Consider the following 13,158-nt stretch of genomic DNA (forward strand, 5'->3'; position numbering starts at 1 on the left):
AAGGAGCAGACATGACTGACAAAGCATCATTCAAAAAAGAGCGGAGCGCGCTCGCAGCAGTCGTCACCGCTCCCACCACGCGCACGGTTGCGCTTCTGGCGCTTTGCGCGGCCTATATCCAGGGACCGCTTTTCAAGATCGCAGATTTCAATGGTGCGATCGCCGAGATGGACCATTTCGGCCTGCATCCGGCGCCTTTCTTTGCCGTGGCTGTGATCACCTTTGAGCTCACCGCTTCCGCAATGGTGGTCTCGGGCCTGCTGCGTTGGGCAGGGGCGTTGGCATTGTCGGGGTTTACACTTCTCGCAACCCTCGTGGCGCTGCGTTTCTGGGAACTCGCCCCTGGCATGGAGCGGATGATGGCAACGAATGCCTTCTTCGAACATCTGGGCCTGACTGGCGCCTTCGTTCTCGTCGCCGCCGTTGATCTCACCAAAGGAGCAGCCAAATGAGCCCCGCACGGTCCTCAGGGGGCAGTTTCGCCCCACTCGCTCAACCTGTCTTCGCAGTTCTTTGGACAGCCACGGTGCTTGGCAACACCGGCAGTTTCATGCGCGATGTCGCAAGCTCCTGGCTGATGACGGACCTCTCGGCCTCGCCAGCTGCCGTGGCGCTGGTTCAGGCGGCCGGCACATTGCCGATCTTCCTTCTCGCCATTCCGGCCGGCGTGCTGACCGACATCCTCGATCGCCGCAAGTTCCTGATCGCCGTGCAATTCCTGCTCGCCTCAGTCAGCATCACGCTGATGGTTCTGGCACACACCGGAATGCTTTCTGTCAGCGCCCTGATCGGACTTACCTTCCTCGGCGGCATTGGTGCTGCGCTGATGGGCCCCACCTGGCAGGCGATCGTGCCGGAACTGGTAAAGCGGGAGGATGTAAAGAGCGCCGTCGCCCTCAATTCGCTCGGCATTAACATTGCCCGCTCGATAGGACCTGCTGCTGGTGGCCTGCTTCTGGCAGCTTTTGGGGCCGGCATTACTTATGGGGCCGATGTCGCAAGCTATCTCGTTGTCATCGCTGCCCTCGTCTGGTGGCCACGAGCAAAGAATGCCGATGACGCGCTCGCCGAGGGCTTCCTTGGCGCCTTCCGTGCCGGTCTTCGTTATACCCGCGCCAGCCGTCCGCTGCATGTCGTGCTTCTGCGCGCGGCAATCTTCTTCGCCTTCGCCAGCGCCGTCTGGGCACTACTGCCGCTCGTCGCCAGGCAATTGCTTGGCGGAGATGCCGGCTTCTACGGAATTCTGCTTGGTGCGGTCGGTGCCGGTGCCATCGGCGGTGCGCTCGTCATGCCGAAGTTGCGTGAACGCTTCGACGCCGATCGACTGCTTCTCGGCGCCGCAGTCATTACGGCTCTCGTTATGGCAGCGCTCTCGCTCGCCCCGCCGCAATGGGTCGCCATCATCGTCCTGCTTTTCCTCGGGGGCGCATGGATCACCGCGCTGACGACTCTCAACGGCGCGGCCCAGGCAATCCTGCCCAACTGGGTGCGAGGCCGTGGCCTTGCCGTCTATCTGACCGTCTTCAACGGCGCGATGACGGCTGGCAGCATCGGCTGGGGCACAGTCGGTGAGGTTGCCGGCGTACCCGGTACACTGCTGATCGGCGCTGCGGGCCTGTTGGTCGCTGGTATCATCATGCATCGCATCAAACTGCCGGCCGGCGATGCTGATCTCGTGGCCTCAAACCATTGGCCAGAACCGCTGGTCGCAGAACCGGTCGCCCATGACCGTGGCCCAGTCCTGATCCTCATCGAGTACCAGGTGGAAAAACATCACCGCACTGCCTTCCTTCGTGCAATCGACGAACTCTCCGAGGAACGTCGCCGCGATGGCGCCTACGGCTGGGGCATCACCGAGGATTCGGCCGATCCTCAAAAGATTGTCGAATGGTTCATGGTGGAGTCCTGGGCCGAGCATCTGCGCCAGCACAAGCGTGTGTCGCAAGCGGATGCGGACCTGCAGAGCAAGGTTCTGACGTATCATTCAGGCTCGGAAAGACCAGTCGTCCGACATTTCCTGACGATCAACCGTCCGGGGGCTGCCTGATTCTCGTCATTGGTGGCGGGAGTAGTTGCCCGTCGATAATTTCAATATGCGCAATTAAATCGGAATTATTGATGCAATTGTTGATGGCTATGTTCTTCGACAATATTTGTCCATCAGACACCCGTCGCGCGCACCACACCCGACGGAAACCGGAGCCGAAATGACCGATAACCTCTTCCCTCTTACACGCCGCGCTGCCCTCGTCACTGGAGCTGCCGCCGCTGCGTCCCTTGCAATTCCAACCTCTTTTAGCGTTGCAGCCAACGCTGCATCCACGAAGCACTCCACCGAAGGAAGCAAAAGCATGAGCACTGTAACCACCAAGGACGGCGTTGAGATCTTCTACAAAGACTGGGGTCCGAAGGACGCACAGCCGATCATGTTCCACCACGGCTGGCCGCTGTCGTCCGACGATTGGGACGCACAGATGTTGTACTTCCTCGCCAATGGTTATCGCGTCGTCGCCCATGACCGCCGCGGTCACGGCCGTTCGGCCCAGGTCTCCGAAGGTCACGACATGGACCATTACGCCTCCGATGCGTTTGCCGTCGTCGAGCACCTGAACCTAAGGAATGTCGTGCATATCGGTCACTCGACAGGCGGCGGTGAAGTCGCTCGCTATGTCGCCAAGCATGGTCAAAAGGCCGGCAGGGTCGCCAAGGCGGTTCTCGTCTCCGCCGTTCCACCGCTCATGGTCAAGACGGCCTCGAACCCCGAGGGCCTGCCGATCGAGGTTTTTGACGGCTTCCGTTCGGCACTTGCCGCCAACCGCGCGCAGTTCTTCCGCGATGTTCCGGCCGGCCCATTCTACGGCTTCAACCGCGACGGTGCGAAGATCCAGGAAGGCGTGATACAGAATTGGTGGCGTCAGGGCATGATGGGCGGCGCCAAGGCCCACTATGATGGCATCAAAGCGTTCTCCGAAACCGATCAAACGGAAGACCTGAAGGAAATCACCGTGCCGACGCTTGTCCTACACGGTGAGGACGATCAGATTGTGCCGATCGCGGATTCGGCACTCAAGTCGACCAAGCTTTTGAAAAACGGTTCGCTCAAAACCTATCCAGGCTTTTCGCACGGGATGCTGACGGTTAACGCCGATGTCCTGAACGCCGATCTGCTGGCCTTCATCAAAGCTTAAAGCCAGATGCGTTGGGTGCGGCGAGAAATCGCCGCATCCCGGGACGCCTGTGGCTTGGCATTTTGGGCGATCTGTTAAATCCACCTACGACTAGTGTCGCGGGGATTGTATCTGACCTCCAGCTTTGCGAAGCCGGTAGGGCTGTGAAACGACGGGGCCGAGCCACGGTGAATAATAGTGCAAGGCAAACATGCTGATCCCTTATGGCGACAATTGCCGTACCCGGCAGAAACGACAACAGCACCCGCTGGGTTCGTCGCCGCAAGTAGTCGGAGCCGCAGTGTTGTATTGCCATTCGATGAACGGCACTTCAGCATCTTGGGGTTTTCCTGAAGGTTGTGATTGACAATGGCCAACGGCACGCAGCGCTCCAGATCCGCGAACAGACGCGGCCGGCCGAACATTGGCCAGGGGTGACTGAGATTTCGCGCCGCAAGCCATTTTTCGCGGATGGCCTGGGTAAGACAAAGCGCGACCGACAAGACCGATGGCTTTTCCAGGTGAGGCAGAAGTCGATGGCCAGTGTCGCCATATCGGGTGACGACGGCCAAATACGAACGGCCGACGACCACAACCGCTCCGTCGACCACCTCCAGGAAATGAATGTCCGTGGAGGCATTGTCGATCTGGGAGACGTCGAGCGGGTGGGGCATCCGGAATCTGGTGGCTAACCCTAATGGGCATATGACATTTGTCCGTTTGAAATCGATAAGTAAAAGCCAAAGCCGATGATATTTCCTAGGTACATCTACGGATAGCATCCTCAAGATAGGCCCTTATAAGTAGTGTTGCCTGTCTGAAAAGCTTAACGCTAGGAGGTAGATCGAATGCGCGAACTGAACAGTCACGAACTAAGTCTCATCAGCGGGGGCAGGGGTGGTGGAAGTGGCAACCCTGGGAAGTCGACTTCGAAGAGTTCCAGCAGGTCCCCGACCGGCGGAGTATTTGGATCTGATGGCAAGGGCCTGAATGGGCGTCCTTCCACAGGCTCTAACGGAAAGGATCGTTGCGCGCCAGGGGGGGCGCCGACCTCGTAGCAGACCGCATTGCAGCACGAGACTTAGGTGCCGAAAACGAGGTATTAGTTGTATAAACAATCAATCATGAGCGTTCGGCGCCTAATTCTCTTGTCATTCGTTATACTCTTGGCAGGTGGCGCTTGGCTTTGGTTGCTTTCGCGAGCGCCACAATCCAGCGAATTCACGCGACAGGCGGTTCTAGTAAGCAACGAGCCCCTTGACGATGTAATCATCGGCAACGCGAATGCGCCCGTGTCCATAGTTGAGTATGCGTCGATGGGATGTCCACACTGTGCAGCGTTCGCCACGCAGGTTTTTCCAGCGCTGCGGGAGAGATTTATCGACACCGGTAAGGCAAATTTCGTTATGCGGGACTTTCCGCTCGATACGGCATCAGCTGGCGCCGCCATGTTGGGGCGATGCGTTCCGGCGAAAGCTCGGCAGCCGTTGCTTGATGCGCTTTTCGAGCAGCAGAATGAATGGGCTCGGGGCGCAAATGCTAAGGCAGCTCTTTTGCGCATTTCAAGACTTGCAGGATTGTCTGAAGTTGCGTTTCTCAAATGCCTATCAAACCAGACCTTGTTGGATCAAATCATTGACGGGCGAAAGAAAGCTGAGCAACTTTTTGACGTGCATGGGACGCCCACGTTCTTTATCAACGCAAAGCGCTATTCCGGTGCCTTTTCCGTCGATGAGATGTCGAAATACCTGGAAGGCGTACTCGTGCGTCCGTAAATTCAAACTACGCTCCTAGTGCGAGGTACGACGAGAGCGGTCATTGCATTGTCATTGCCCTTTTGGAGTGCTTCGCCAACGGGCTATTCTGTTGAGTTCATGTGCGACAGGTTGCGCGTCGCTATTCTAAAATGACGTCGATGATGGTCAACTCGCCGCCAGAAAACTCGGGTCATCCTTTATCGCAAATAACTGCGTCCTCTTTTCTTCGCCCCGAAGTCATCGCCGCACAGCGCGTCAACTGGTTGGGTAGGCCGAAATTATTGCAGCCCCTTCCGATCTTGATGGTGGCGAGCATGGCAACGATAGCCATCTGCCTGGTGGCGCTCCTCATAATCTTCGGCGAATACACGCGCAGAGTCCGTGTTGTGGGCATTGTGACGCCGAGCGCCGGCGTTGTGCGAGTCGTCGCTCCGCAGGCCGGTAGCGTGATAAACATCGGCGTCGCGGAAGGTGTCGCCGTGCGTCAGGGTGCGACGCTTTCTACGCTCGGGTTTGATAGCTGGACCAGTTTGGGGGAAACAGGGGCGATAGTGCTGTCACAACTGGAGATTCAGCGCCAGGAAATTCTTGCAGAGATACACCGTCGCAACGATCTCGATGAGATCGAAAAAAGAGAGCTCGAAGATCAAGAACAAGCTCTGGTTCGCGAAGTGGAGGTGATCGGAAACCAGATTAATGGCACCTCCGATTACGTGGATGTCCTGCGAACCCTGATGAAGAAGCATCGTCTTTTGGCGGGGCAGGGCATCACAGTTCAAAGGGAATTCGAAACTCGCCAACAGGATTTCATGCAAACCAGAGCCAGCCTGGCCACGTTGCAACGGCAGCGTACGCAGTTGGATCAGCGACTGATTGAAGTCCACGCTAGACTGGCAAGCAGGCCAGCGCGCACCGCGTCACTCATTAGCGATCTGAAATGTCGATTGTCCGACATCGAAATTCAAATCGCGCAGGGCGAGGCGAGGCGACGCGTTTTCGTGTACGCGCCACGCGAAGGTGTAGTCACAGCTATACTCGCCCAACGAGGACAGTTTGTGCTCGCGGGTGCACCGCTTCTGTTCCTCTTGCCGTCGGGATCAAAGCAGGAGATCTATTTTTCCGTTCCCAGCAGTGCGATCGGCTTTGTGAAAGTGGGGGCCCAAGTGTTGCTTCGCTACGCCGCCTTTCCCTATGAGAGGTTCGGCCAGTATACGGGATCGGTGACAAAGGTATCGCGGGTGACCATTCAGCCGGGCGATGCGGAGTTGGCGCTTGCCGGAGATCCGTCCATGGCCGGTTCATATCGTGTGACCGTCGTACCGAAGACCCAATTCGTTACGGCTTACGGCCAAGCCCGACCCCTTCAGGCGGGGATGCAGGTTGAAACCGATATTCTTCTTGACCGTCGGCCATTGTGGAAATGGGTTTTAGAGCCCTTGTACAGCTTGCGCGGCCGTGCCGCCGACGTTTTCGAAGACCGAACGAAATGAGCGTATTGCGTCGCTTGTCCTTCGGTTTCGGACGGACGATCCCTGTCATCCTGCAAACGGAGGTCGCGGAATGTGGTCTGGCATGCCTGGCAATGGTGGCCAGACATCACGGATACGAGGTTGATCTTGCAAGCCTTCGCCGGCGATTCAGCGCTTCCTTGAAGGGCATCACGCTGGACAGTATGGTTCGAATTGCTTCTTCGTTAGGATTGACAACTCGGGCGCTTCGGCTCGACCTACATGAATTGCGCAATCTGCGACTGCCTTGCGTATTGCATTGGGATCTCCGGCATTTCGTGGTGCTCGAGCGTGTTGCAACAAACCACGCTACGATCGTCGATCCCGCCCGAGGCCGCAGACGTGTGCCGCTAAGCGAATTTTCAAGCAGCTTCACTGGAGTTGCCCTAGAAGCCTGGCCCGGGAGCGATTTTGAAAGGCAAAGCAAGCGTCAGCGGCTCCCTCTTATTTGTCTGTTTCGTCGTATAGTCGGACTGAAGCGAGCACTTGTTCAAATTGTGACCCTGTCCCTCGCTCTGGAAATCTTAGGGCTGATAATACCAATAGGGACGCAGATCATTGTGGATCAGGCCATCGTAGCGGGCGACCTCGACCTCCTCAGCCTTATTGCCATTGGGCTCGGATTGTTCCTCTTCGTCCAAACGATGGTCAGCGTTGCCCAGTCATGGGCCAGCTTGATGCTAGGTACATCGCTGAGTGTTCATTGGCAAATTGGCCTTTTCGATCATTTGTTGCGACTGCCGTTGGATTTCTTCGAAAAGCGGCACATAGGGGATATCGTTTCGCGGTTTGGGTCGCTCACCCCAATTCAAACGACACTAACCGCCGAACTCGTTGTCACCATGCTTGACGTCATCGTCATCTTCGCTTCAGCGGCGATGATGGTACTCTTCGGCGGTCAGCTTGCAGCTGTCGCGCTCGTTAGCCTCGGTCTCGATCTGATCCTTCGACTTCTCGCATACGTCCCCTACAGGGAGGCGAATGAGGCGGCAATCGTCCATAACGCCAAAGAAGACACACACTTCATGGAGACGATACGCGGCATTGCAAGCATCAAGGCGTTGGGTATTTGCGAGCGCCGCCAAAACGCCTGGCTCAACCTGCTTGTTGACACCATCAATGCTGGACTCCGGATCAAGAAGTTGGATCTACTTTTTGGAACAGTTGCGACCTTTGTGGCAGGTGTGGAAGGCATCGTGACGCTCTGGATGGGTGCCAGAGCGGTGATCGGCGGCAATATGACGACCGGCATGCTAATCGCGTTCATTTCATACAAAGGGATGTTCATCGTGCGATCTCAAAGCTTAATTGGGTTTGTGATCAAACTGCGAATGTTGAACCTCCACACGGAGCGTGTAGCCGACATTGCCCTGGCTGAACCAGAAGAAATGACCCGCCGTGACTTTGCCACTCTCGTGAATCCAGTGAGGCTTGGAGCATTGTGCGCGACAGACATATGTTTCCGCTACGGCGACAGCGAACCCTTCGTCTTAAACGGGTTGAGCCTCTCTGTTTCACCGGGAGAGAGTTTGGCGATAACCGGTGCGTCCGGTTCCGGAAAGACAACCGTCCTGAGAATCATGGCAGGGTTGATCACGCCGACGAGCGGAACCGTCAGCCTCGGCGGGCAAGATATCCGGCAGATGGGTCTAAGTTACTACCGGAGTCAGATAGCCTGCGTGTTGCAGGAGGACCGGTTGTTTGCGGGGTCAATTGCAGAGAACATTGCTGTGTTTGATCCGCAGTTCGATGACAAATGGGTTGAGGAGTGTGCCAGAATCGCAGCCATTGACGAAGACATCCTTAAGATGCCCATGGGCTTCGAGACACTCGTGGGGGATATGGGGAGTGCTCTGTCGCGCGGCCAAATACAACGATTGTTTCTGGCGCGGGCTTTGTACCGGCGGCCTTCGATCCTCTTTCTCGATGAAGCAACCAGTCATCTAGATTCCAAGAATGAAGCGACGATAAACAACGCAGTCGGGGCCTTGAGGATTACTCGAGTCATCGTCGCGCACCGGCAATCAACAATCGATATGGCGGATCGACAGATTTCCCTTGCTTGATTTTTGCGGTAGTGGCCTTGTCGGTACTGCAGTTGCCTTCTTCTTTCTGTCACCAATGCCGGCCTTTGACGAATCGATTTCAAGGCCGCAACGTGCTCGCGTCGAAATCTTCGCGGATTGGTCATCGCTCGAAGCCGAGGAACTGTGACGCGTGCTCGATAACCCTTGATTGCGAGGTCCGCTTCGTCTCAAGCCGCACGCGTCACGACGAGCAGCAACTTCTCGTGTTCGACGTTAGATGGCCATGCCAGTGTCCCCGCTGGCTCGGCCGCCCAAGTCCGTTGAAAGAGGCTCTAAGCGGTCAATAGCAGAGTGTACGGAGCATCCCTGCGTAATTGGGCTTTGCCTTGCAGTCAGTCGTGCCTTTGACGCGCCTAGGGCCTGGGCTCCTATTTGCTGACTTCGTGCTGAGCGCGGCATTGCTGTTAACATCGATGGGCTCGGTATGAGGAGCGCACGCTGAAAGGGAGCCTCCTGCAATGGTCACGCAGATGACTAGGAGCAATGAGCGTAACATGATCGCGTTTCTTCCACCAACTATGTTTGCTCGAGCAAGATTTCCTACGGAGGATAATGGTGCGCCAACCACGAGTATCAATCGCGTATCTATATAGCAAATATTAGGGAAGAAGCATGAAGCAAATTCGTTTCCAGAGTGTGGGCGTGCTCGCGCCAAGCAGCATTGATACAAAAAACCTCCTCGCAGCAGGCACGCGGCCGGCTCAATGCACCGCCCTTGCAATCCACCCCATCGCCTTAGCGAGGTTGCACACTCCGTTACTGCGCCGCCCTAAGTCCGGTTTTGCCACGCCTTGTCCCAACCTGATATCGCCTTTGTGATCGCTCAAAGCTGAAATCAAATTCATCCAATATGCTGCCGACTCCAATGTTGCGGCAAAGGACTTACGAGCATTCGCGGGTATTGGACGCTCTCCTCGCCATAGCGCGAGGTAGGTAGCGCGCGCTTTCCGCGGTGATTCGCGCTATACTAGCGCAGATGAAAAAGTCGGGGGGAGCCGATGACGACGTCTGTCAAGTATCCACCAGGACTGGTTGCGCTTTTTCTCGTCGAGATGTGGGAGCGCTTCAGCTACTACGGCATGCGGGCGATCCTCATCCTTTACCTCGTGGATCGGGTCGAAAACAGCGGCCTGGGTCTCGCCACGGCCGACGCCGCAGCGATCTATGGCCTGTATACCGCGTCGGCCTACATATTGGCGCTGCCAGGCGGTTGGATCGCCGACCGCTTCTGGGGTTGCAAGCGCGCGATCGTCGTTGGCGGTGTCGTCATCATGATCGGGCATGTCCTGCTCGCGGTCTCCGGCTCCGCTGCAATCGTGTTCTTCCTCGGCCTCCTCTGCATCGCGATCGGCACCGGGCTTCTCAAGCCAAACATCTCGACCATGGTCGGCCAACTCTATGACAAGAACGATATCGGCGGCCGCGACGCAGGGTTCTCGTTCTTCTACATGGGCATCAACATCGGCGCGATCCTCGGAGGACTTATTGCCGGCTATCTCGGCGAGAACTGGGGCTGGCATTGGGGTTTCGGCGCGGCTGCCGTTGCCATGTTCTTGGGGTTGATCAACTTCCTGCGGGCGAGCCGCACCTCGCTTCGCGACAAAGGTGGGGCGCCCGCCGTGCACCATCACCCCGACGCGGCGACCGGCCGTCGTGACCACCTCTTCACGGGTGCTATCGGTGGCCTCGTCGTCGTCCTGGTCGCCGCAGCAGCGCTAACCGGTCAGATCAATCTGACCAGCGCGCAAGGGCTGGCACAGGCCATGGGCCTGATCATCGTGACTGTGGCCATCGGCTTCTTCCTCAACATCTATTTGGCAGGGGACCTGAGTGGCTCGGAGAAACGGCGCATGATCGTCCTTGCGCTCCTTTTCGTGGCCGCCGCGCTCTTCTGGTCCGGTTTTGAACAGGCCGGCTCCTCGCTCAACCTCTTCGCAAACGACCTCACACAGCGCCAACTTGGCGGTTTCACGGTGCCTGCCTCATGGTTCCAGAACTTGAACTCCCTCTTCATCATCCTGCTGACCCCGGCTTTTGCGGCGTTCTGGATCTATGCCGAGAAACGCTGGACCATTCCCGTTTTCGTGAAGTTTGGACTGGCGCTCGTCGCGATGGGCCTGGGCTACCTGATCCTAGTGCCGGCGGCGCACACAGCGGCAACGGGCGTAAAGGTTACCGGGCTCTTCCTCGTCTGTACCTACCTGCTGCACACAGTCGGCGAACTGATGCTCAGTCCGGTCGGGCTTTCAACCTTCTCCCGCCTTGCGCCAGAGCGCTTCACCAGCCAGATCATGGGGTTCTGGTTTGTCGCCGCGTCGCTCGGCAACCTGATGGCGGGATTGCTGGCCGCAGGTATGGACACCGAACATGCCGCCGGACTTCCGGACGCGTTCACCCGCATCTTCCTGATCAGCGCCGGCTTCGGGATCGTCCTCGTCCTTCTCGCTCGCCCAGTCACCCGGTGGGCGCTCGGCGGAAGCGAGCGGATAGAGGAAACGGCTCCGGCGCAATAGATGCTATTCGTGCTGTCCAGGCAATTTGCCGGGCCGGCAATGGTGCGCAGGCCAGAACTTTCCGTCCTCAGCCGCCGGCCGGCTTGACGAAGAAGCGGCCTGCCGACGAACGACCACGCATCATGGCGGGGAGCCTTTGTGCTTAGAAAGGTAGAAAGCTAGCGCAAAGATGATAAGGGCTGTCGCCACGCCCAAATAGACAATTCTTTGCGACCCATCCCACGCAACAGCCTCTCGAAGAAACAGTACCGCAAGCACGGCAATCACCACGCTGACCAAATTTGCTTTCAGGTCTTCGAGATCTTTCAGCATGAGCCATCGGGGGCGCTCCAAATTCTCGTCAATGAAAAGCGTATAAAGGCCGAGACTGATAATGTAGGCGGCTACGGCGATTAGGAAGACATCAATGCCCTCGACCACTCCGATCGCAAACATTTTGACTGCTTGCGTCGAGATAGCAATGTTCTCCACTGTATCGCGGATACTTAGAGCCATGACCGCAGTCTCGTAAACTATCAGCGATATGGCTCCAATCAACGTCACGACCACTGGCAGGATCATGATATAACGGCTTAGTACCAATAGCCTGGCAAACATCTTGATCACCACTCGTCGATCATTGATTGCTTCAATGAAGCTGTCGGGGAGAAAAGTGGCTGCTAACGGCAAGACAGGCAGCAATTCGCCAGAGAGCGTCTTGCCGCCAAGTTACTTCCCGGCTTCTAACTCTGATTAAACTTATGAAATGTTAGCGGAGCATTAAGATAATTTCGAGGATCGAATGTCTTCGAATTGTCTTCTACGCAATCCGGCCTTTGAACGATTTCTTTGAAAAGCTTTGAAAGTCCGAACGGCTCTGCTGCAAATTTCAAGCTTGATTTCGATGACATTTGGTTGAGGCTCTGATCATCTTGGGGCTTCCCGGGTTTCGAGATTTTGAGCAAGCAATGCCACAACCTTCGTCGGCGATGTCAGGTTTCGTTCGATCGGTGTCGGCCTACGGGAGGGCGGCCCCCCTTGATTTCGAGGGGTAACCCTGCTTGATTGCTACTAGCAGTGGCGACGAAGGTCGATGCTATGCCGGCGGAGAGCGAAACTACCGAACACGGCTTGCCTGAAGCCCTCAAGGGGTTGATCGGCCTTTGGGTTTTGCTGTTCGCGCTCTGGCTGATCGTGAACGCTTCACTCGCTCTGCCGGTCGTGATGACAGGCGCCGTCATCTCCCTTTCCATCGCAGCGATCGTTTCTCGTCGCTATGGACTATGGCAGCAGACCGCGCTGACACCGGGCGCGGCATACCATTTCCTTGCCTTTGCATCGGTATTCTTCATCGAACTGGTGAAGGCGAACGTCAACATGCTGCGCTACGTTTATTCGCCGCGCATCGACATTCACCCCGGCATCGTGAGGATCCCGATGCGGCTGAAATCGCCGATCGGTCGCCTTGCCCTTGCCAATGCGATCGCGCTGACCCCCGGATCGCTGGTCATGGACATCAGGGACGACGCCCTTTTCGTTCATTGGCTCGATGTGAAGACGACAGACCCGGAGCAAGCCGCCGCGATGATCGCCGGACCCTTCGAAAAGCACCTGGGGGCGGCGTTTGGCTGATTTCATCGTTCGCATTGCCGCCGTTCTCATCTTCTTCAGCATCGTTTTTGGGGCGCTGCGTCTGATCATCGGCAAAACCCTCATGGACCGCGTCGTGGCAATCGACATGCTGACCGTGGTCTCGATCGCGCTGGTGACGCTTTATGCGCATCTTTCCGGCCGGTTCGTGTATATCGATGTGGCGCTCGTCTACGGGCTGCTCAGCTTCCTTGCCGTGCTTGCTATCGCTCGTTTCCTGGAAAAGGGGCCGTGACACGATGCTGGAGCTTCTCGTTATGCTGGTGTGCGGGTGCATCCTGATCAGCGGGGTTCTTGCTGTGCGCCTTCCCAATCTCATGACGGCGATGGTGAGTTCGGGGCTCGCGAGCCTGCTTGCGGCCGTCTCCTACGTGCTGCTTGCCGCGCCCGATGTCGCCATGGCAGAAGCAGCAATCGGTTCCGGGCTCGCGACGCTGATCTTTCTCTATGCCATTCGCAGAACCGGCGGCGGAGACGCCGGTAGTGAGAAGGAGTGA

At 57.1% G+C, this 13,158-nt stretch carries 12 protein-coding genes; 10 read left to right on the plus strand and 2 right to left on the minus strand.

Features of this window, described 5'->3' with window-relative positions; all coding sequences use genetic code 11:
• The first annotated feature begins 11 nt into the window (after window positions 1–11).
• The 3 genes from AF71_RS15815 (at window position 12) to AF71_RS15825 (ending at window position 3,188) form a co-directional block, all read left to right on the plus strand.
• Window positions 12–452 carry a DoxX family protein gene (locus AF71_RS15815; protein ID WP_169682037.1) on the plus strand — a complete coding sequence of 147 codons (441 nt, stop codon included), beginning with the start codon at window positions 12–14 and terminating at the stop codon, window positions 450–452.
• Window positions 449–2,047: an MFS transporter gene (locus AF71_RS15820; protein WP_169682038.1), complete on the plus strand. Its 1,599-nt coding sequence runs from the start codon at window positions 449–451 to the stop codon at window positions 2,045–2,047. Before AF71_RS15815 ends, AF71_RS15820 begins: the two co-directional genes overlap by 4 nt.
• A gap of 304 nt (window positions 2,048–2,351) precedes the next feature.
• Window positions 2,352–3,188, plus strand: a complete 837-nt coding sequence (locus tag AF71_RS15825) for an alpha/beta hydrolase (protein WP_192240516.1) — start codon at window positions 2,352–2,354, stop codon at window positions 3,186–3,188.
• A gap of 74 nt (window positions 3,189–3,262) precedes the next feature.
• On the opposite strand, the gene AF71_RS15830 is transcribed toward AF71_RS15825, so the two are convergent.
• On the minus strand, window positions 3,263–3,841 hold the full coding sequence (locus tag AF71_RS15830) for a hypothetical protein (RefSeq protein ID WP_169682040.1): 579 nt from the start codon (window positions 3,839–3,841) through the stop codon (window positions 3,263–3,265).
• A 450-nt stretch (window positions 3,842–4,291) separates the two neighbouring features.
• Between AF71_RS15830 and AF71_RS15835 the strand changes: the two genes are divergently transcribed.
• From AF71_RS15835 to AF71_RS15850, 4 genes are all read left to right on the plus strand, one after another.
• Complete coding sequence (locus AF71_RS15835; protein WP_281412459.1) at window positions 4,292–4,942, plus strand: DsbA family protein; 651 nt, start codon at window positions 4,292–4,294, stop codon at window positions 4,940–4,942.
• A 131-nt stretch (window positions 4,943–5,073) separates the two neighbouring features.
• Window positions 5,074–6,414, plus strand: a complete 1,341-nt coding sequence (locus tag AF71_RS15840; RefSeq protein ID WP_169682042.1) for an efflux RND transporter periplasmic adaptor subunit — start codon at window positions 5,074–5,076, stop codon at window positions 6,412–6,414.
• Window positions 6,411–8,498, plus strand: a complete 2,088-nt coding sequence (locus AF71_RS15845; protein WP_169682043.1) for a peptidase domain-containing ABC transporter — start codon at window positions 6,411–6,413, stop codon at window positions 8,496–8,498. The genes AF71_RS15840 and AF71_RS15845 overlap by 4 nt, the downstream gene beginning before the upstream one ends.
• A gap of 1,019 nt (window positions 8,499–9,517) precedes the next feature.
• Window positions 9,518–11,032, plus strand: a complete 1,515-nt coding sequence (locus AF71_RS15850) for a peptide MFS transporter (protein ID WP_169682044.1) — start codon at window positions 9,518–9,520, stop codon at window positions 11,030–11,032.
• Between the two features lie 120 nt (window positions 11,033–11,152).
• Here AF71_RS15850 and AF71_RS15855 read toward each other — a convergent pair whose 3' ends face one another.
• Entirely contained in the window at window positions 11,153–11,641 is a 489-nt protein-coding gene (locus AF71_RS15855) for a YqhA family protein (protein ID WP_198011807.1), read from the minus strand.
• Between the two features lie 435 nt (window positions 11,642–12,076).
• Here AF71_RS15855 and AF71_RS15860 point away from each other — a divergent pair, with 435 nt between their 5' ends.
• The 3 genes from AF71_RS15860 to AF71_RS15870 are packed head-to-tail and all read left to right on the plus strand — an operon-like array spanning window position 12,077 to window position 13,158.
• A complete protein-coding gene (locus AF71_RS15860; RefSeq protein WP_246733676.1) occupies window positions 12,077–12,643 on the plus strand; it encodes a Na+/H+ antiporter subunit E in 567 nt (188 codons plus the stop codon).
• The gene (locus AF71_RS15865; RefSeq protein ID WP_018856270.1) at window positions 12,636–12,896 is read left to right on the plus strand and encodes a monovalent cation/H+ antiporter complex subunit F; all 261 of its coding nucleotides are present in this window, start codon (window positions 12,636–12,638) and stop codon (window positions 12,894–12,896) included. Before AF71_RS15860 ends, AF71_RS15865 begins: the two co-directional genes overlap by 8 nt.
• Window positions 12,897–12,900: 4 nt before the next feature.
• Complete coding sequence (locus tag AF71_RS15870; RefSeq protein ID WP_169682045.1) at window positions 12,901–13,158, plus strand: hydrogenase subunit MbhD domain-containing protein; 258 nt, start codon at window positions 12,901–12,903, stop codon at window positions 13,156–13,158.

This window comes from Rhizobium sp. 57MFTsu3.2, from assembly GCF_012932765.1.
GTDB lineage: Bacteria > Pseudomonadota > Alphaproteobacteria > Rhizobiales > Rhizobiaceae > Rhizobium > Rhizobium altiplani.